The organism is Hymenobacter fastidiosus, from assembly GCF_039539565.1.
Lineage (GTDB): Bacteria > Bacteroidota > Bacteroidia > Cytophagales > Hymenobacteraceae > Hymenobacter > Hymenobacter fastidiosus.
In genome coordinates this window covers 131,035-151,764 of sequence record NZ_BAABDJ010000036.1, presented here as the reverse complement: position 1 = coordinate 151,764, position 20,730 = coordinate 131,035, and the positions used below count along the sequence as shown (strand labels likewise).

Genomic DNA, 20,730 nt, shown 5'->3' with positions numbered 1-20,730 from the left:
AAGCTGGGCGGTGGCGTGCACGGGTAAGGCGGTGGGCAGGTGAGGGGCAGGCATGAGCAGAACGGGTTAGATAACGAAAAGTGCCGGCAGGAAGAAGCCTCCCCGTAAAGTAGTAAGTACTCACCAATGTTGCGACAATAGACCGCTTTTGTGCGACGATAAGAGAGCGGTTGAAGTATTTAAGTAACCTAGCTTGACCTGGTCAAATTGTCCGTATTCCCACTCCTAAACACAGCTTCATGGAAACGTTGGAAAACACCTCCACCCTGGTTGCCCGGCCCAAATTCAAATCCCATTACGACAACTTTATCGGGGGCAAATGGGTGGCTCCGGTGAAGGGAGAATACTTCGAAAACCCCTCGCCCATCGACGGCAAGGCGTTCTGTAAAGTAGCCCGCAGCACCAAGGAAGACATTGAGCTGGCCCTCGACGCCGCCCACGAAGCCTTCAAAACCTGGGGCAAAGCCTCGGCTACCACCCGCAGCAACGTGCTGCTGAAGATTGCCGATATCATGGAGGCCAACCTGGCCCACCTGGCCGCCGTGGAAACGGTGGAAAACGGCAAGGCCATCCGCGAAACGATGGCCGCCGACCTGCCGCTGGCCATCGACCACTTCCGCTACTTCGCGGGCGTTATCCGGGCCGAGGAAGGCTCCGCCACAGAGCTCAACGCCACTACGCTGTCGCTGGTGATTCAGGAGCCGCTGGGCGTGGTGGGCCAGATTATTCCCTGGAACTTCCCGCTGCTGATGGCGACCTGGAAAATTGCGCCGGCCCTGGCTGCCGGCTGCTGCGTGGTGGTGAAGCCCGCCGAGCAGACGCCCGCCAGCATCATGGTGCTCATGGAGCTGATTCAGGATGTGCTGCCCCCCGGCATCATCAACGTGGTAAATGGCTTCGGCCTGGAAGCCGGCAAGCCCCTGGCCTCCAACAAGCGGGTGCAGAAAGTGGCCTTCACCGGCGAAACCACCACCGGCCGCCTCATTCTGCAGTACGCCGCCGAAAACATCATCCCCGTAACGATGGAGCTGGGCGGTAAGTCGCCGAACATCTTCTGCAAGTCAGTGATGGACCACGACGACGACTTCCTGGACAAATGCCTCGAAGGGGCCGCCATGTTTGCCCTCAACCAGGGCGAAATCTGCACCTGCCCCTCCCGCCTGCTCATCCACGAAGACATCTACGACGCGTTTATGCCCCGCCTGATTGAGCGGGTGAAAGCCATCAAGCTCGGCCATCCGCTCGACCCGGAGACGATGATGGGCGCCCAGGCCAGCAACGACCAGTACGAGAAGATTCTGAGCTACCTCGAAATCGGGAAGGCCGAAGGGGCCGAGGTGCTCATCGGCGGCGAAGCCCACCGCACCCACGACCACGATGAGCTGACCGATGGCTACTACATCCAGCCCACCATCTTCCGCGGCCACAACAAAATGCGGATTTTCCAGGAGGAAATCTTCGGCCCCGTGCTGTCGGTGACCACCTTCACCGACAACGACCACGCCATCGAGCTGGCCAACGACACGCTCTACGGCCTCGGCGCCGGCCTCTGGAGCCGCGACGCCCATGAGCTGTACCAGATGCCCCGCGCCATTCAGGCCGGCCGCGTGTGGGTCAACTGCTACCACGACTATCCCGCCGGCGCCCCGTTCGGCGGCTACAAGGCCTCGGGCTTCGGCCGCGAAAACCACAAGATGATGCTGGCCCACTACCGCCAGACCAAGAACATGCTCATCAGCTACAGCCAGCAGAAGCTGGGCTTCTTTTAAGCCAGCGCGGAATTAGGCAGTGGTGAAAACACGCCTGTCATCCTGAGCAAAGCGAAGGACCTTATGCCAGTTGAACGACCGTCGTTGTTACGACTCGTTTGTACGTAATAAGGTCCTTCGCGAGCTCAGGATGACAGGCGTTTTTACACCACTTCCCAAACTCATAACCTCACAATTCCACCTTTCACCACTTCCCATGCCCACTCCAAGAGTGCTGGTCACACCCGCCGCCGAAGCCACCATCGACCTGCTCCGCGATGAAAATGGCCCGCTGATGTTTCACCAGAGCGGCGGCTGCTGCGACGGTTCGTCGCCGATGTGCTTCACCAAGGGCGAATTCCGCATCGGCGGCAACGACGTGTGGCTGGGTCAGATTCACGGCTGCGACTTCTTTATGAGTAGCAGCCAGTTTGAGTACTGGAAACATACCCAGCTCACCATCGACGTGACCAAAGGCCGGGGGGCCAGCTTCTCGCTGGAAATTCCGCTGGGCGTCCGGTTTCTGGTTCGCTCCCGCTTATTCACGGAAGAAGAGGCCGCAGATATGGCCCCGGTCTACGATGGTGAGGAATACCTGACGCGCCCGCTGGAAGCCTAGCGGCGACTCGTTATCAGCTACGCAAAAAGTCCCCGCTGATTATCCGGCGGGGACTTTTTGCGTAGCCTGCACTATGGCCCCGGAATTATTGATGCGCGTAAGGGAAAGCTTCAACCTGACCGGGCTGGGCATATTGCTCATCGGCCTTGAGACCCTGCCGCTGCTGCAGGCATTTGAGCTGCACACGGTATGGGTTGTGAAGCTGGTATTTGCCGACGGGCACGAGGAACCCGCTACCGCCAGCGTGGAGGAAATATCCCGGCCGGGGGAGGCTGGCGAAACCACCGCCGTTGCGCGGGCCCTGCTGCTTACGCCGGAAGGAGCTACCACGGTACCGGCCGGTACGCAAGTGTATCTGCTCGAAAGGGCAGAACTGTAAAAGCCCGTCGGGCGGCAGCAGGGCCGGGTCCGACGGGCTTTCAGGCTTCCGGATAAAGCTATTTCACCCGGACGGGGAGGCCTTCGAGCTGGGCGTAGCTTAGTTTCCACACGCCTTTCGGATTCTTTTTCCAGAGCAGGATAAAGTTGCCTTCTCCTTCCCCCATGGGTACGCCAGGGGTAGTCGGCGTAACGTCCACGTTGTAGGTGCCGCCTTCGTAGGCCGTCTGCGCGTCGGTGGCGGAGCTGGCTACGTTGAGGCGCAGGTTGGAGATGGTACCCATCGTTTCGCGCACCCAGCGGTTCGACACTTCCGATTTGCCCTGGAAGTGGGTTTCGCCCTGCAGGAAATGTACGTCATCGGCAAACATAGTATCGAGCTGAATGGCGTTTTTGCTGTTCCAGGCGCTGATAAACTGCTGGTTCAGGACCTGGGCCGTTACGGCCGGATTGGCCGGGTCGGCGGTTTTGGTGCAGGACGTGGCGAGGGCCGCGGTGAGGGGCAAAATCCAAAGAAGGGACTTCATAAAACCAGGGTTTGGTGAACGATGTAAAAGAATTTCGCCGACTCCGGCACAAGGCTGGAGTCGGCGAAAGTAGCGGAAATCCGGACTTACCAGCTCTTTCTGCGAACCTCCGAAGTCGAATACGCACTGTTGCGGTTGCCGTAGGCTTCGTTCGGCAGATAGCCGGCGGCTACGGGGCCATTGCTGGCGGTCAGCATCATGGGCGTGGTGGCGGCAAAGCCATTGGCCATCACAGGATACTGCTGTTGCTGCTTCACCTGGGCTACGGCGGCTTTCCGCTCGGCAGCATCTACGCGGCGGGCCAGGGCCGACCGCTCGGCGCGGTCGTTGGCAGCGCGGTTAGCGGCGGCCCGTTCGATGGCCGCCACGCGGGCCGCTTCCTTACGCCTGTTATCAGTCCGCTTACCGATGGCGTAGCCCACGCCGGCACCCGCTACTCCACCTACCGCGCCACCCACTGCGCGGTTACGCTTGTGGATAATGGCGCCGGCGGCGGCTCCACCAAGGCCACCGATTACGGCACCCTTAGCCTGCGGGCTCCACCTCTTTCTTTCCTGAGCCTGGGCCCCAAAGACCCCGGTGAACAGCATAACCAGGGCGAGAATCCAACTGAACTTTTTCATGGCTAAATCTTTAAAGTTTAAGCAACCTGTGTGGTCAGTCACGGGAGGATATTGGCAAGCACCGTGCCAACCCGGCGGCCCGGCTTACCGGGGCTGGGCCCCATATACGGTTTCCGCTATGAATAAGGTTCTAACGCGGACCGCGGCGGCATCACTACCACAGGGAGTACGGTTGGCCCAATAAAGCCCATGGAAACCCACCTGCCCTTGGATAACCCCCCGGTAGCCGCGCCGCCTGATTCATTGGAAAGGGCCGGCGTCGTTCTTTGCCGGCCAGCGGACCAACGCGTAGGCAGGGAAGGTCAGAATTCGCTTATCCGCACCCGGACATCGGTGTTGCGGCCGTGGTCATCGGCGCAGGAGATTTTCAGGGGGCCCGGCGGAGGGCGGAAAAAGACGCGCTCCGTGGCTTTGGCAACGCGCAGAAACTGGTCGTTGACGTACCAGTATACCTGCCGCACCTCGTTGCCGGTAGTGCAGCTCAGCAGGAGCTGCTGGTGCTCGCCTTTGTTCAGCACGTATTCAGTATTGGCCAGCGGGGACGTGATGCCGGGCGCCTGGTCGCGCGCGCCACTCACCAGCTGGCACGCCGGGTTGTGCGGCGGCAACCGCTGATAAGGAATGCCCTGAGCCTCCTTAAAGGCGAGTACTTCGGGCAATAGATTAGGATACCTTTCCCGGCGGAAGCCCGCCGTCGGCGCACAGGCCCGGCAATACATGACCTGCCCGTCAGCGGAAAGCAGGGCCTCCCGCTGATGCTGGCAGCGTTGCCCCGTTGAGATTCCGGGTAGAAAATAGTCGATCAGCTGATTGGGGCAGCTTTCGCCGGGCGGAAGGCCGGTTTCGGTACATACCAGCCGGAAATCCAGGCTGGCCGGGGGCTGGAACCAGGTATTGGGCGAGTTGTAGGCCAGCGTATTGAAGAGGTCGAATAGCAGGGGCGTAGCAATATCGGCGCCGGTGAGGGCCGGGCTGCCCTGGCCACTGAAGTTGCCGACCCACACCCCAATCGTGTATTCCTGGTTGTAGCCAATGCTCCACGCGTCGCGACGACCATAGCTGGTGCCGGTTTTCCAGGCAATTTTCGGCAGGTGGCGGCTGGTTTCGTAACCAACCGGCAAATCGGGCCGGGTGAGCTGGGCCAGGATGTCGGTGACCAGAAAAGCTGAAGCCGCCGAAATCAGCGTCGTGCCACGCGCAGGTGGGGGGGCTGCCGGGGTTGATGCAGCTGGCTGCGCTTTCTGCTCACCCCGGCTACCCGTCGTTGGTAGCCGTGCTGCCGGAGCAGTGGTCCACTGCAGGGGCGCGTACTGCCCGGCCCGCGCTATGGTCACGTATAGCGTAGTGAGCTCCTCCAGAGTCGCGCCGCACCCGCCCAGGATAGTGCTCAACCCCAAGCGGGAATCGTTGCGGGCCACGCTGCGGAAGCCTGCCGCCCGCAGCTTGCCGGTAAACGTGGGTACGCCCAGTTCGGCGAGCACCCGGACGGCCGGAATATTGAGTGAGTAAGCCAGCGCCCGGTCCAGGGGTACCTCGCCTTGGCAGTGCCTGTCAAAGTTTTCCGGCTGGTAGCCGCTGAAGTTGGTCGGCACATCGGCCAGCTGCCGCTTGGGGGTTACCAATCCTTTATCCATGGCCAGCGCATACAGCAGCGGCTTCAAGGTGCTGCCCGGTGAGCGGACGGCCTGCACGCCATCGTTCTGGCCCTGGCTGAGGGCATCCGTAAAATCAGCTGAGCCCACGTAAGCTTCCACGGCCCGGGTGCGGTTGTTGACGACCAGCACGGCGGCGTTGGTGATGCCCAGGGGATGCAGGCGTCGAACGTAGTTGCGGGTTAAGTCCTCCGCTCTGGTTTGCTTGCCGCGCTGGAGGGTGGAGGCAACAATAGCCTGGCCCGGAAACTGCCGTACCAGCCGCCGGGCCAGGTGGGGCGCCCGGGCCGGAGCGGGGTGGCGCTGCACGTCCAGCGGCTCCAGCAGGGCATCTGCAATAGCCTGCCGCGGAAATAATCCGGCCTGTTTAAACCGCCGCAGCCAGCGGTTGCGCTCCTGTAGGATAGCGGCGTTGCTGCGGCCCAGAACCAGGGCCCGGGGGCGGTTGGGAATTATAGCCAGCGTCACGGTCTGCGCCAGCGACAGGTAGTCGGGGGGCTGCTGGAAGTACAGCAGCGCCGCCGACTTCACTCCTTCCACATTGCCCCCGTACGGCACCAGATTCAGATACAGCTGCAGAATCTCCGCTTTACTGTAGTGCATCTCCAGCTGAACTGCCCGCAGCATTTCGCCCAGCTTATTTGGCCAGGTCCGGGCCTTGGGCTCCAGTAGCCGCGCTACCTGCATCGTGATAGTGCTGGCCCCGGTGGTACGGCCCCGGCCGGCAAGGTTGCGGCCCGCGGCATGGACAATAGCCAGGGGGTTGATACCGCAATGGTAGTAGAAATAGCGGTCCTCCTTATAAATAATGGCCCGGCGCAAGGCCGGCGTTATTTCGCGGAGCTCAGTTTTCATCCGCCACTTCTGGGTGGGATTCAGGAAGGCGTGGAGTACCGAGCCATCCGCTGCCGCGACGACCGGGGAATACTGCGGACGGGGTGGCAGGGGGAAGCCCGCGTCCAGGGCCCAGCCCAACCCTACCAGCAGCCCGACCAAGATACCTGCCTGTCTGATCATGGGATGTAGTCGGGCCGGGGCAGTAAGGGGAAATCAGGGTTGGGGCCGCGGCAAGATACGCGGCAGGTCAGCAGCAGACGGTTCGTGGTAAGCTCATGTAGTCGCTGGGCTGCCCTGTTTTCGGCCCGGTCGTCTGGTGGGCCAATCCGGTGCGGTGGCACCAGCGGGCGCCAGATTTGAGAATACAGGGTTGTTCAGGAAAGATAGTCTTTGTGCAGTACTCTATTCATCGGAACAACTTACCAGTGCTCATATCAGGGTATTGCCATCTTTGTTGATAGTATTCAACTCAAATTTGAAAATAATTGTAACGTATGGTTTTGGCTATACCCACTCTGCGTTGTAGATTACCGCCTCTAACACTCTTTTTTTCTTACCAAACCGTCCATTCTGCATGAAAAAAATTCTATTCATGAGTTTACTGCTCATGTTCACCCTGCTTCAGCAGGTGACAGCCCAGAACCGGAGTATTTCCGGCCGGGTTACGGACCGGCAGTCAGGCGATGGTCTGCCTGGCGTCACCGTCCTATTGAAAGGCACCACAAACGGGGTATCAACCAATTCCGATGGCTCGTTCAATCTGAGCGTACCGGCCGAAGGGGGCACCCTGGTATTCAGCTCAGTAGGCTACGTTTCCGCTGAGCGTCCGTTAGGGACGGGCAACCAGCTTAACATTGGTCTGGGTACTGATTCCAAGCAGCTGAGCGAAGTCGTCGTGACGGCATTGGGCATCGAGCAGCAGAAAAAAGCCATCGGATACTCTATTTCGGAGATCAAGTCCACGGAGCTGACGCAGGCGCGCCAAACCAACGTGGTCAACTCGCTGGCCGGTAAAGTCGCCGGGGTACGGGTACAATCCTCCAACGGGATGGTAGGCTCGTCATCCAACATCTTCATCCGGGGTCTGACCACTTTCAACGGTAGCAATCAGCCCTTGTTCGTCGTCGATGGTATTCCAATTGACAACGGCGGCGGGGGAAATAGCCTGCAAAGTGGGGTTTCCAACTCCAACCGCGCCATCGATATCAACCAGGACGACATCGAAACGGTCTCGATTCTGAAAGGCCCGGCCGCCGCCGTTCTGTACGGTTCGCGGGCTGCTTCCGGAGCAATCCTCATCACTACCAAGCGGGGAGCGACATTCGGCAAGAAAAAACAGTCGGTTTCGGTTACCTCCAACTACAACGTGTCTAAGGTTGGTCGTATGCCAGACTACCAGAACGAATTTGGCCAGGGCGTCCGTGGAAATTTCAACCCCATTGCCTTAGGTTCATGGGGACCACGGGTAACGGGGCAGAAGGTGCAAAACTTCCGCGGGGAGGAAGAAGTGCTGTCCATCAACCCCGATAACGTTAAGGACATCTTCAAGACGGGCTCCAACTTCCAGAACAACGTTTCCCTGTCCGGCGCCACCGAGCGGACGCGCTATTTCGCGTCGTACGGCAACCTGCACGAAGTGGGCATCCTGGACAACAACGACCTGAAGCGGAATACGCTCACCTTCAACGGTAACGCCAACCTGACCGACAAGCTGCGGACGGGAGTTGGTCTGATCTTCACCAACAACCGCTCGTCGCGGACGCCCCAGGGTAACCAATTGGCCAACCCATTTTTCCGCACGTGGTTCCTGCCCCGCAGCTACGACGTGAGAAAGTACCCGTTTGAGTCGGAGCTGCCGCAGAACGGCCAGCGCGGCGCCGCGGTAGTGGGCACGTTTACGCCGGCGAACACGTGGTACAGCACCGACGATAACCCGTTGTGGACGATCAAAAACAACACCTACGACGACGAACTGAATCGGATTGTGGGTAACGTCAGCGTGGGGTACGACTTCACCGACTGGCTCTCGCTCGACTACAAACTCGGTACCGATACCTACGCGCAGACCTTCAAATACGTGAACGCCCGCGACAGCCGCGGTACCAGCATTGCCAACACCAACCCGACGTTGATTGGTAACATTCTGGATGAAACGTTCACCCGCCGCGAAATCAGCTCTTACCTCAATCTGACGGCGAAGCGCAACATCACGGAAGACATCTCGGCCCGCTTACTGTTGGGTAACGAAATCAACCAGCGTCGTAGCACCGATATTGGCGTTACGGGCAGCGATATTCAGGTCCGGGGCTTCGATAACATCACGAACACGAAAACCTTCGTGCCGTTCGGCGATGAAACGAAGCGCCGCCTGATCGGCGCCTACGGTGATTTGCAGCTGGGCTACAAAGACTTTTTCTTTCTTGGCCTGACGGGTCGGAATGACTGGTCGTCAACTTTTGGCAAAGCCAAGCGCTCGTATTTCTACCCCGGCGCTTCAGCCAGTCTGGTGTTCACCGATATCATCCCGGTACTGAAGGACAACAAGATTTTCACCTCGGGTAAGTTGCGCGGAGCGGCCGCCCAGGTGGGTCGGGAAGCCCCGGTGTACTCCACCGATTCGTACTACGCGTCGACTAACAGTCCTGCCGACGGATTTGGTCCGGCTATCAATTTCCCTTTCCGTAACGAGTTAGGTTTGTCGTTCGACAACGTAGCGGGCAACCCTAACCTGGGCCCGGAATTCACCACTACTTACGAAGTAGGAACGGATCTGAGCTTCTTCGGCGGTCGGTTGGGCATCGAAGCCACCATTTACAACCAGCAAAGCAAAGACATCATCTTCACGGTGCCGGTAGCCGCCGCTTCGGGCGTCACCAACCAATTCCAGAACATTGGCAAGTCAGAAGCCAAGGGGATTGAGTTGCTGATCTCCTCAACGCCCGTGAAACTGGGGGACTTCACTTACAGCAACTCCTTCAACTGGAGCCGGATCCGCAACCGGGTGGTCTCGCTGGCCCCCGGGGTGGAGCAAATCACGCTGGGTGGCTTCACTACGCCAAGTACCCGTCTGATTGCCGGCCAGCCCTACGGCGTTCTGTTTGGATCGGTATTCCAGCGGACGGCAGCTGGCAAGCTGTTGCTTTCCGAACGGGGACGCCCCCAACTGGCCCTTGACAACAAGATTATCGGTGATCCTAACCCGGATTGGACGGGTGGTATTACCAACAACTTCTCCTTCAAAGGCCTGACGTTGAGCACGCTGCTCGATATCCGGTACGGGGGCGACATTATTTCGCGTAACGTGAGTGACGTGCGGCGGCAAGGTGCGGCCGAGGAAACGGCTGACCGGAGCAACGTCTACGTCATCGACGGGGTTATTCGTCAGGCCGATGGGACGTTCATCACCAACAACGTACAGCTTACCGCCGAAGACTACTACGATGAGCTGTATGGTTTCGGCCGAGCAGAACTGGTGGTGTTCGATGCTTCCTGGGTTCGTTTACGCGAACTGGCTTTGAACTATACCCTTCCCAAGACGTTGACGGACAAGACTTTCCTGGGTGCTGTTGAGTTGGGCTTCAATGCCCGTAACCTCTTCCTGTATGCTCCTAACGTACCGCACATCGATCCGGAGGTAAACGCCCAGGGTCAGAGCAACTCGCAAGGCCTGGAGTTCAACGCTCTGCCTCAGTCCCGGTCCTACGGGGGTTCCATCCGACTCACTTTCTAACGGCTTCTTCATTCCTATATATGCGTTTTTCCCGCTTCACCAAATACGCGACCTTTCTGCTGTCGCTGGGCCTCCTGGGAGCCTGTGATAGTTTCCTGGACGTAAACCAGAACCCGAACTCGGTGCTGGTGGCTCCACCGGCCAATACCCTCGTCGCCGCGGAAACTCACCTGGGCTTCCTCATGGGGTCGGATATTCATCGCTACTCCTCGCTGTTTGTCCAGCAGTTCTCGGGGCAGGGCGGTTCCGGTATCCAGACTGCCGAGTACGACCGTTACAACGTGACGGCTACTGACCTGAACAACGCCTGGCGCGGCAACATCTACGGCGGAGCCCAGGCCGATCTGCAGAAACTCATCGAGCAGACGGCCAGCACGAGCCCTCGTTATTCCGGGATGGCCAAAATCATGCAGGCCTTTCTGTTCGGGGTTACCACCGATGCCTTCGGTGATATTCCCTACACGGATGCGCTGAAGTTTGAACAGAATCTGCAGCCCAAGTACGACAAGTCGGAAGAGGTGTATACCAAGCTGATCACGTTGATCGACGCGGGGGTAGCTGATCTGGACAAGACCTCGGCCCTGATCCCCGCGGGTGATGATCTGATCTACGGCGGCGTTATTGCCAACTGGAAAAAGCTGGCTAACACGCTGAAACTGCGCCTTTACATCCACTACTTTCCGCTGAAGTCGAGTGTGGTAGCCGCGCAGCTGGCCACGCTGGCGGCGCTGCCGAGCACGAACTTCATCAGCCTTAACGCGGAAAACTTCCAGCTGACGTTCGAAGACGCGGCCAATAAGAACAACCCCATTGATCAGTTCGAAGGCCGCCGCCCCAACCAGTTCTTCCCCAGCTCTGCGCTGGTGACGTTGATGACCCAGAAGGTTGATCCGCGCCGGGCCTTTTTCTTCACGGCCTTTCCCGTCGCTGGCCAATACACCGGCGCCGGCAACGGCACGGGGGTAAATGCAGTCAGTACGGCTTTCTCCCGGATGCACGTGTACCTGCGCGGCCCGCTGAGAGGAGCTACAACTGCTTACACCGGCACCGCTCCGGTTCGGATGCTGACGGCCGCCGAGTACCACCTCATTCTGGCGGAATATTTTGTCCGGACCAACGACTTGGCATTAGCCCGCACCAACTTTGAGCTGGGCATTCGGCGGTCTATGGAGGCTGCCGGGGTAGTTACTGCGGCTGATATTACGGCTTACATCGCCGGCCGGCCAGCCTTTACGGCCGGCAACGCGCTGCAGCAAATTATTGAGGAGAAGTTTGTGGCGAACTACGGCGTGGCGGTAGAGCCCTGGACGGACTGGCGGCGTACGGGTTTCCCGGTGTTGACGCCTGCTGCCAACAACGTGACCGGCAACCTTATTCCACGGATTCTGCCGTACCCGGACCTGGAGCGAGTGGCTAATCCTGCCAACACTCCGGCAAGAGCAAACCTGACTACTCCGTCGGTTTTCTGGGATCTTAAATAACCACTCAGAATCTCGCCGGCAACGCTAGTGGGAAGCCCGCCGACGTCTTTCTCTTTAACAGCACTCTCCATGAAAAGCCTTTTCAACTTTTTACTTCTTCTCCTCGCGGCTACGTTTACGCTCAGCAGCTGCGAGCAGGAAGAAACCAACTTTCGGGTTACCCCGAAAACACAGATAATCTTCTTCGACAATATTGACGTCAATACGGCCGACTTTCAAAAGGCGAACAACCTGAATCTGAAAGTAACGGCCAACGGTGCCAGCAGCGTCCGGGTTACCAGCCTGTATAACGTTGGGGTCGCCGCCAGAACCAAGGACGTAGGCACCTTCAGCGTTAGTGGGGGCAGTGCCATCGTAACGGCACCTTCAGTAGCCGTGCGCAATACGGCCGACGGTGACATACCCGGCTTCAGCACGGTAGCCCCTGTTTCTTCGCGCGCTGCCAACACCTACACGCTGAAGGTGGATGCCATTTTCGCGGATGGAAGCGTTGAGACCCGCTTCTTGGCCGCAGTAATCATTCGGTAGCCTCTCGTTTGGGCTGTTGCAAGAAACCCCGACCAGATTGGTCGGGGTTTTTTTATTGCGGGTATTTGTCATTCCTGCGACAAGAGCCTGCCGGGCCAACGGCTGTAGCAGCGAAATTAGCTTTAACACCTGTTCCCAACTACCAAAACACAAAAAACAGCACGTCCTGCTTCATCTGGCGTCCGCGAAGCCGAAGTATCTCGCTCGCTTCGTCGGCATGCCATTGCACCGTCAGCAGGCGAGAGGCTTCGACTCCGCTACGCTTCGCTCAGCCTGACGCCTGCTTTTTAGTAGTTGGGAACAACTCTTTAGCCTTCCCGAAGCAATGAGGCTGTTTAGGGTTTCGAAAAAGCTGTCATCCTGAGCGGAGCGAAGGACCTTATCACGTCCGTACCACTTGGAATTAGGCCAAAATGAGCAGTCGTGAGAAGGTCCTTCGCAAGCGTACGCCAGATGAAGGATGACAAACGACGAAAAAACCGAAACCCTAAACAGGTTCAATAACAGGCCTTCCGAAAGAAGAACTTGCTATACAGTCGGTTCGGGCAAGGCTGGCGACCCGTCCCGCATGGTCTGCCGCTGCCGGCAGGTGCGGCAGCGGTGAAAGTCTGCGCCGCGCCTGAGGCAAACGGGGCTGCCGGCGCCGGATACGGCTGGCAACCGGCCAAAAAAACAGCCCAGGCAGATTCGCCCGGACCCGGCAGAAATGCCGGGGAAGCCGCGACCCGAAACCCCTACCGCACCCGTACCACGCCCGCCCCGGAATAAGAGTGGTACTCCGCGTTGTACATGGCATCGGCACTCACCGGCCCCAGCCGGAACGTGCCCTTCGACACGGCCCGGGCCACGTAGTAGAACGATTTCGGAACGCTGGTAACGGTGGTGAACAGGTTGATTCGGTCGTCGCGCAGGTCCAGGTAGTCGGGCTGGGCGGCATCCTGGGCCCAGGTGATGTCGCGTACGGCGCCGATGCGCGGGTTTTCGATTTCCAGGCCGGCCGGCAGCAGGTCGGTAATAGCCACGTTCTTCACTTCCCCGGCCGCCTCGGTGCTCTGGATGGTGATTTTCACTACCACTAAGTCGTTCTGCCGGAAGGTGGCCGAGCCGACGGGTTTGCCGCGGCGGTCCAGGAACTGGCGGCGCACTTTCAGGTAGGCGTCTTCCTCGCGCCCGGTGTTGGTGGGTGATACGCCCTCAGTTTCCCAGAAGTAGTAGAGGCTGCCGCGGCCGGCGGTGCGCAGGGCCAGCCGGCGGTTGGCCACGTTGTTTACCGTGAGGTCCGGGCCGGAGAACCGGCCGATTTCCTTCGCGTCGGCCAGAATAGCAGCCGTGGCGGTGCTGGCAGCATTCCGGCGGGCTACTTTGCCCAGGGCCAGCAGGGCAAACGCCCGTTCCTGGGTGCTGAGCCAGCCGGCCTGCTTCACCTGCCGGCTAAGCTGGCGGGTGAGCCGGGGCACCATGGCGTTGGCGGGGTCGGCTTCGAGCAGGGCGTTCAGGATCAGGGCGTCGTCGCGCAGGGGCGAGTAGAAGCTGCCGTCGAGGGCGCGGCGGGCGGCCCGGTCGGTGAAGGTGGTGGGCAGCAGGTCGCGGAAGCCGCGCTGGTTACCGCCGATGGCCTGGGCGGCGGCCAGCAGGAAGCGCGAGTCCTGGGCCAGCAGCTGGCGGTTGGCTTTGTAGTAGTTCAGGGCCACGGCATCCTGGCGGCCGGACAAGGCCAGCACGTACACCGAGTAGGCAATTTCCTTTTTGGCAATGACCTTGCGGCGGGCGATGTTATTTACGTCGAAGTAGTCATACTCCTCCGTTTCGCGCTTGCGGGTGCGGGCCTGCAGGTATTGGAGCGTCTGGTCGAGCGTACTCTTGTTCACCTCGAAGCCGGCGCGCTGGGCTTCGAGCAGGAAGTGGGCGGCGTAGGCCGTAGCCCACCAATTGTCGTAGTCGCCGCCGGGCCAGTAGCTCAGGCTGCCGTTGTAGAGCTGCTGGGCCTCGATTTTGCGGATGGCTTCCTGCACGTTGTAGTTGGGGTTGAAGCGCGTGCCCTGGGCCTGCCTGCCGGTTTTCTGGCCCAGCGTGGCGGTCAAATCGCCATAGTAAAGCTGGGGGAAAGCGGCCGACACGGTTTGCTCCAGGCAGCCGTAGGGATACTGCAACAGGTAGCGCAGGTCCCGGGCAAACTCCGTCATCGGCGAGCGGCTCACCACCAGCTGGCTGCGCAGGGTGGCCGGCAGGAAGTCGGTTTTCAGGGTCAGCGTCTGCGCGCTGCCGCCCTGCACGACGCCCGAGCCGGTGACCTTTTGCAGCGGGGAAGCCGGGCGAACGGGTATTTCGATGGTTTCAGTGAACATCTCTCCTGCTGCCTGCACAGAAGCTACCACAGTGCCGTTGCCAATACCCGACGGTGCCAGTACTTTGAATAGGGTGCGCTGCTCGGCGTTGGGCCGCAGCGAAATGCTTTGAGTAGTCGCTCCAACTAAACGCAGTGGCCCGTTTACCTTAATTGTAGCAGTGCCGGAAGTCGTTTTACCCGTCGTGTTCGTCAGCGTGACGGGCACGTCAATCGTGTCGCCGGGGCTGAGGAAGCGGGGCAGGCTGGTGCTGATAACCACCGGGTCGGCGATGCGCATGGTTTGCCCGGCAGAGCCGAAGGCGTCCCCCTTGTAGGCTACGGCCATGATGCGCACGGCTCCGCTGAACTGCGGGATACGCACCCGGTAGCGCACTTTGCCGTTGGCGTCGGCGCGGAGCACGCCGCTCCATTTGGCCAGCAGCTGCACCCGGCGCGAGGGCACGGGTGTGGTGCGCCGGCTCAGGTCGGCACCGTCGCCGCCGGAGGAGCTGGTGCCCAGCTCGGGCAGCAGAAACGGGTACACGTCGTAGGCCTGCACTTCCAGGGCGCGCTTCTGGTAGAAGTAGCCGTAGGGGTCGGGCGTGCGGGTGTCCTTCAGCTGCAGAATGCCCTCATCGACCACCGCGAAGGTCACGGCAGCGCCGGGCGCGGTGCTGGCTTCGATGGTCTGCCAGGTCTGGGAGCGGCTTTGGGCGGGGGCCTTAATGGTAACAGGCAGGCGGGTGCCGGGCTTTTCCACCGTGAGCGGCACGAAGCCCCGGGCCACGGTGAGCGGCAGGCGGTTGTCGGTGATTTCGCGGATGGCGGTGGCCGTCACGTAGATGTTGGGCACGTGGTTGCCCCGGATCGGGATGCTCACCCGCGCCGACTTCTGGTCGGTGGTCACGTAGAAATGGTCGATAACCCGGTCCCGCTCCACCGTCACGAGCACGCGGCCGGGGAAGGGCGTTTTGAGCAGGAGTTTGGCCGTTTCGCCGGGCTGGTATTTCGCCTTGTCGGCTTCAATGGTGACTTCGCCCTCGTTATTCACTTCGAAGGAGTTGCTCTGGGTGTCGCCGTAGCCGTAGGCGTAAAAGCGGCTGGCCACGTAGGTAGCGGCACCCGGCCGGGACACGCGCACCTCGTACTCGCCGGAGGAAGCGGGCGTGAAGTCGAGGCTGGTTTCGGTGCCGATGGTGCGGTTCTGGGTCAGAATGGCCTGCTCGCGCTTCTGGGAGTTGTACCCGTAGCGCCCACCCTGGCGCTCAATAACGGTTTCCCACAGCAGCCGCACCACCTTGATCTGAGCCGCGGCGGCGGTCGGCTGACCTTTGGGCGTGAGGGCCACGAAGCGCAGCGGCAGCGCCTGGCGCGTGCTCACCAGCTCGGGCAGGCGCTGAATCCCGAACAGCACCGGCTGGGTCTGCACCTCGAAGGTGGCCAGGCGGTTTACGGGTCGGCCGCTTTCGTCGAACACCGTGGCGAAGGCCGCGCCTTCCAGGGTGCCGAGGTCGGCGTAGGCGGGTACTTCGTAAGCCGCCGTGCCCTGGCCGGTGGCGTCGGTGGTGCCTTTGCGGGTGGTTTTCTCGAAGCGGTCCGAAATCGAGGTGTTTTCCTCTTCGCCGAAGTTCGTGCGCTTCCGTTCCCCGGTGCTGATGTTGAACTCGTAGCCAGGGTAGCTTTTGGGGGTGAAGGACCTGGCCTTAAGCGAGAATTCCACCTCGAACTTCCGGTCAGCGGCGGGCGGGCCAAACAGGTTCAGCGCCGTGATGCGGGCCGTAACCGACTGGCCGGGACGCAACACGGCGGGCGCGGCTTGCACCGTCACCTTGAGGCGGTCGGGAATGAATTCCTCGACCGAGATTTTGCGCGAGGTCAGCAGCACGTCGTTGCCGGTCAGCACTTCCAGCGTGTAGAGGCCGGTCATGACGGCGGGCGGCAGAACAAAGCGCGACTCAAATGCGCCGTCGGCGGAAAGCTGCTTGCGTAGGCTGGCGTATTCCCTGCCGGTGGGCAGCAGCAGGCGGATTTTCACCGGCAGCCCGGCCGGCGGGGCCTGCCAGCTTTCGGTGCGGACGACGGTGTTGGTGCGGATGGTGTCGCCGGGGCGGTACAGGTCCCGGTCGCCGTAGAGGAAGGCCTGGTAGCGGGCAGCGTTGCTTTGCAGGCCGCCCACGTCGAAGCGCGAGGTTTCCACCCGGCTGGTGGGCAGATTCAGAAAGGTGAAGTCGGACCCGCGCTGGGCCGTAACCATGCTCAGGCGGAAGCGGCTGGTGGCGGCCGTGCTGTCGAACACGGCCACGCCCGCGCTGTTGGTGGTGCCGCTGCTGATTACCTGGTTGTTGGTGCTCACAAACCGCACGCTCACGCCGCCGAGCGCGGTAGCATTGCGGATGGAGTTGGCAAAGACCAGCGTGCGGCCGGCTTTGCCCTGCTTCACGATGAGGCCGATATCCGACACCGAAACCAGCTTGCTCACCTGCAGCCACTGCCGCTCGGTATCCTGCACCTTCACGATGTAAAGCCCCTTCATCGGCCCGGTAAACTCCAGGTCCTTCAGGCTCAGGTTCAGCAGCCGCAGCCCGCCCTGTTTGGGCAAACCGGCCACGGAGTAGGTGCGCTCGGTCAGCACGCTGCCCAGCGTCTCGACGTCGTAGTAGTTGTAGGATTTGTCCTCGTACTCGCCGCCTTCACTTTCGCCGCTGCCTTCCTCGTCGTAATCGTAGCCGTACTGCTTGCCGCCGCGCAGCAGCTGCTGGATGTTGTTGGCGTAGACTTTGGCGATGGTGACCTGCACCTTTTCGACCTCGGCGATGCGTACGCCCAGGTTGCGCGAACCCAGCGCATCGAGGTACAGGGCCTTGTCGCCGTTGGCGAAGCTCAGGCTGGGCCGCTCATCCACGAAGGAGGCGGTTTGAGTAAAGGGTTCGGCCAGCTGTCCGCCCAGCAAGCCGCGCAGGCCGCTGCGCAAGCTGAGCTGGTAGGTTTTGTCCACGTCGAAGCCGCCCTTGAGCACGAAGCCGCTTTCCAGCGCTTCCACCGCATACTCCACCGCCGGTGACACGGTGAGCAACGCCGGAATTTCGGTGGCCGATACGGGCTGGTTGGTAAGCACCGTAATCACCGGGTCGCCCTCCACGATGGAAGCCACCACCTCGCGCACCAGCAGCGTCTGCTGGTCGGGCACGGCTACCTGAGCGGTGAGCGGTTTGGCGGTAGCGCGGTCGGAGCCCAGGGCGCGCAGGCCGGGCGCGACTTCCAGCGTCACGGGGGAGCCGGGGCGCACGTCCTGGGTCAGGGCCACGCCCACGATGCTGTCGGCTTCGGCTGATACTACCTCAAACGCTACGGGCTTGCCGTCCTGGGTGACGCGCAGCAGCGGCTGCAGGTCGGCGGGCTGCACGGCGTAGTTGAACAGCAGGTTGGCGCGCATTTCGGCCGAGCCCGCCACGCGCCGGCTCTGGCTCCAGAACAGCTGGGGCTCGTGCATCTGCAGGGCCGGGGTGTGAAACTTCGTCCGGCCCAGTGCGGGCTCCTTCTTCAGCTTCAGCGCCGCCAACGCTACCGGCCGCCATCGGGCCTGAAACACCGTGGCGGGCCGAAACGGCTCGGCCGGGGAGAAGGTCAATTCCCGGTCGTTGGTCCACTTGAACCTGCCGCGCACGGCAGGCTCGAACTGCACGTACTGCACCGTGTCCCAGCGGCTGACTTTGCCCGCGCCCACGGGCTCGTCGAAGGTAAAGACGATGTTCTGGTAGGGGCTGATTTCCTCGCCTTCCGCGGTTGAGGTAGTAGTATCAGGCTTGGAGCAGGCGTACAGCAGAGTCAGCAGCACCAGCAGCGGCCGGTGGAGCAGGCGGGGAGAAACCATACGAAGCAGCGGGGAGTGGAAGGACGCCGGAAGGTATGCAAAAAGGGGGTTGGGTAGTTGAGTCTGATTCCCCGTAATTTGACCTTTTACCTTCTTACTCGCTTTGATAAGGCCGGTTGAATTACCGCTTAATTCCTCTGATGAAGATCTGCGGTTACGCGGGATCTTACTGAAGCCCTGTTTGAGGAGTTAGGAGATAGGTGAACTGACAAGCAAATTTGGCAGATACTTGCCTGGTTTAAATCTCGCGCAGAGGACGCAGAGCCCCGCAAAGCGCGAACGAACATGTATGCCAATTTAATAGGTCAGTTCACCTAACTTCTCACCGCCGGCAACCCACCTCACCCCGCGTAACAGCAGTACTGAAGATCTGCTGGAGGAAGGCCAGCCGCGCGGCGGTGCTGCGTCGATAGCAAACTGAGGGAAAGCATCAGCAGAAGCCAAATGGCAGCATTATAGTATCAACTCCTTCCTCCACCGCCTGCGCCGATGTCGTTGCTCACTGAATTAACCCTGGCCCTGCGCCGCAACTGGCCCTACTACCTGGCCGAAGCGGTGGGCCTGGGCGTGTTTATGCTTTGCAGCACCTTGCTGACGCTGGCTCTGGAGCATCCGGCTTCCGGGCTGCACCAGGCACTGGTGGCCCAGGGAGCGGGGGACCTGCTGCGCCGCGTGCCGCTGGGGGTGGGCATGGGGCTGGTCATCGTGGGGCTGGCTTACCATCCGTGGGGCAAACGGTCGGGGGCGCACATCAATCCGGCGGTCACGCTAGCTTTCTGGCAGCTGGGAAAGATGCGCCGGGCCGATGTTTTCTGGTATATCCTGGCTCAGGCCGGGGGCGGACTGGGCGCAACCCTGCTGCTCAAAGTCGTACTGGGTACCTGCCTCGGGCATCCCCGGATCAATTTCACCGTTACCCAGCCCGGGCCCGGCGGGGCGGGCCTGGCTTTCGCGGCCGAGTTCGGTATCTCTTTCGTGCTGATGCTGGTCCTGCTGCTGAGCCTGCATTCGGCCCGGCTCAGGAAGGCCACTGGCTGGTTCGTCGGGGTATTAATTACCGGGTATATCATTTGGGAAACGCCTTACTCCGGCATGAGCCTCAATCCGGCCCGGAGCCTGGCGTCGGCCGTGGCCGCCCGAAACTTTGCCGACCTCTGGCTCTATCTGGTGGCTCCACCGGCGGCCATGGGGCTGGCTACCGTGTTTTTCCAGCGCTTTCATCCGGGACTGGCTACCGACCAGGAGCTGGCCAGGAATTCTGCTGCCGAGCCGCCCCACTATCCCAATCCGGCCCCTTGATCTGGGTCTGATTCCGGGGGCGCCTTGTCGGCTTCATTCATAGCTATCCTCACGCCCGGTTCGCCCGCGACCAGATCGTATATTCGGCCATCGAGCATATCCTTAGTCGGCTTCACTACCGCAACCATGCAAAAATTACTACTGCCTGTTCTGTTGCTATCCGCGTTCAGCCTCGCGGCGCAGGATCTGCCCGCCGACGCCCCGGCTTACAAACCGTATAAGGCATCGTTCGGGATTCTGGCTAACCCCCGGGTGATTGGGGTGCAGACGGAAGCCCGGTTTCTGGAGTATTTCGGGGTTCGGCTGGCCGCCACGCAGGTATTTGACCCCCACCACCGTCAGAACGAGTTCAGCGGCGGCGGCCTCGGACTACTCACGTATTACGTCCCCCTGAAAAATAAGCGCATCGAGCCCGTGCTGGGACTGGGCGGGGTGTACTCGCTCTACCACTGGGATACGGGCTCCGACCGGGGCAACCTGAGCGACCTTAATGTGGGCGGCGGCGTGGGGGTGAATCTGCGGTTCAGCTCTGATTTTCGCGTCGGCTTCAGCGTGCTGGCCGCCAACGGCTTCGTGGCCGACTACGTGGAGGGCAGCATGCGCACCGTGCGCCGCAAGCTGCTCGTCCTGCCCGCCCTGACGTTTGATATTCTACTGTAGACAGCCGGCTCTGCACGGTGCCGGATCCAGCCGGTAAAGTGCCGCATTGGGCTGGGTCTGTAGGCCGCGGCGAAGAAATCAATGTGGTACCACTATCGTTGAACGACAATCCCGCCGCCGTAAATACCGCTGCATCAGCAACGATAGTGGTACCACGAAGCCCGGCGGGCAATTCGTGGCACCACCCCGGAGCAAAGCGGCGGTCGGAAACCCCACGAAAAAACCCCGGCTACCTGAGTGACCGGGGTTTTTTGTTCGATACCAACCCGAAACTACGGGTTGACGTGCTTCAGCTTCAGGCGGCGACGCACCTGGTTTTGCTTTACGCGGCGGTGCAGAGCTTCCTGAGCAGTTTCTACCCGCTCAGCGGTGACAGCCTGGGTATTTTCGGCGGAGTTAGTCTTCGTGGACATGAGAAAAAAATTAAGAGTTGGCGTAAAGATACGCTTCC

Annotated in this window: 13 protein-coding genes; 8 read left to right on the top strand and 5 right to left on the bottom strand. The window is 60.7% G+C overall.

Annotated features, from left to right (window positions below; all coding sequences use genetic code 11):
- Positions 1–239 precede the first annotated feature (239 nt).
- The 3 genes from ABD833_RS16155 (at position 240) to ABD833_RS16145 (ending at position 2,746) form a co-directional block, all read left to right on the top strand.
- Positions 240–1,769, top strand: a complete 1,530-nt coding sequence (locus ABD833_RS16155; RefSeq protein WP_345074381.1) for an aldehyde dehydrogenase family protein — start codon at positions 240–242, stop codon at positions 1,767–1,769.
- A gap of 196 nt (positions 1,770–1,965) precedes the next feature.
- A complete protein-coding gene (locus ABD833_RS16150; RefSeq protein WP_345074378.1) occupies positions 1,966–2,367 on the top strand; it encodes a DUF779 domain-containing protein in 402 nt (133 codons plus the stop codon).
- Positions 2,368–2,458: 91 nt separating this feature from the next.
- Positions 2,459–2,746: a hypothetical protein gene (locus tag ABD833_RS16145; RefSeq protein WP_345074377.1), complete on the top strand. Its 288-nt coding sequence runs from the start codon at positions 2,459–2,461 to the stop codon at positions 2,744–2,746.
- A gap of 58 nt (positions 2,747–2,804) precedes the next feature.
- On the opposite strand, the gene ABD833_RS16140 is transcribed toward ABD833_RS16145, so the two are convergent.
- The 3 genes from ABD833_RS16140 to pbpC all read right to left on the bottom strand — a co-directional run bounded on the left by ABD833_RS16140 (position 2,805) and on the right by pbpC (position 6,564).
- Positions 2,805–3,272, bottom strand: a complete 468-nt coding sequence (locus ABD833_RS16140; RefSeq protein ID WP_345074376.1) for a YybH family protein — start codon at positions 3,270–3,272, stop codon at positions 2,805–2,807.
- Positions 3,273–3,358: 86 nt separating this feature from the next.
- Complete coding sequence (locus ABD833_RS16135) at positions 3,359–3,895, bottom strand: YMGG-like glycine zipper-containing protein (protein WP_345074374.1); 537 nt, start codon at positions 3,893–3,895, stop codon at positions 3,359–3,361.
- A 302-nt stretch (positions 3,896–4,197) separates the two neighbouring features.
- Positions 4,198–6,564 (bottom strand): penicillin-binding protein 1C, encoded by a 2,367-nt coding sequence (gene pbpC, locus ABD833_RS16130; RefSeq protein WP_345074373.1) that lies wholly within the window; start codon positions 6,562–6,564, stop codon positions 4,198–4,200.
- Positions 6,565–6,958: 394 nt separating this feature from the next.
- Between pbpC and ABD833_RS16125 the strand changes: the two genes are divergently transcribed.
- From ABD833_RS16125 to ABD833_RS16115, 3 genes are all read left to right on the top strand, one after another.
- On the top strand, positions 6,959–10,114 hold the full coding sequence (locus tag ABD833_RS16125; protein WP_345074372.1) for a SusC/RagA family TonB-linked outer membrane protein: 3,156 nt from the start codon (positions 6,959–6,961) through the stop codon (positions 10,112–10,114).
- 20 nt (positions 10,115–10,134) lie between these two features.
- Complete coding sequence (locus ABD833_RS16120; RefSeq protein ID WP_345074370.1) at positions 10,135–11,595, top strand: SusD/RagB family nutrient-binding outer membrane lipoprotein; 1,461 nt, start codon at positions 10,135–10,137, stop codon at positions 11,593–11,595.
- A 69-nt stretch (positions 11,596–11,664) separates the two neighbouring features.
- Positions 11,665–12,123 carry a hypothetical protein gene (locus ABD833_RS16115; RefSeq protein ID WP_345074369.1) on the top strand — a complete coding sequence of 153 codons (459 nt, stop codon included), beginning with the start codon at positions 11,665–11,667 and terminating at the stop codon, positions 12,121–12,123.
- Between the two features lie 734 nt (positions 12,124–12,857).
- On the opposite strand, the gene ABD833_RS16110 is transcribed toward ABD833_RS16115, so the two are convergent.
- Entirely contained in the window at positions 12,858–18,320 is a 5,463-nt protein-coding gene (locus ABD833_RS16110; RefSeq protein WP_345074368.1) for an alpha-2-macroglobulin, read from the bottom strand.
- Between the two features lie 489 nt (positions 18,321–18,809).
- Between ABD833_RS16110 and ABD833_RS16105 the strand changes: the two genes are divergently transcribed.
- A complete protein-coding gene (locus ABD833_RS16105; protein ID WP_345074366.1) occupies positions 18,810–19,619 on the top strand; it encodes an MIP/aquaporin family protein in 810 nt (269 codons plus the stop codon).
- A gap of 126 nt (positions 19,620–19,745) precedes the next feature.
- A complete protein-coding gene (locus ABD833_RS16100; RefSeq protein WP_345074365.1) occupies positions 19,746–20,279 on the top strand; it encodes a hypothetical protein in 534 nt (177 codons plus the stop codon).
- A gap of 272 nt (positions 20,280–20,551) precedes the next feature.
- Here ABD833_RS16100 and ABD833_RS16095 read toward each other — a convergent pair whose 3' ends face one another.
- Positions 20,552–20,692, bottom strand: a complete 141-nt coding sequence (locus ABD833_RS16095; RefSeq protein ID WP_345074364.1) for a hypothetical protein — start codon at positions 20,690–20,692, stop codon at positions 20,552–20,554.
- Positions 20,693–20,730: the final 38 nt, after the last annotated feature.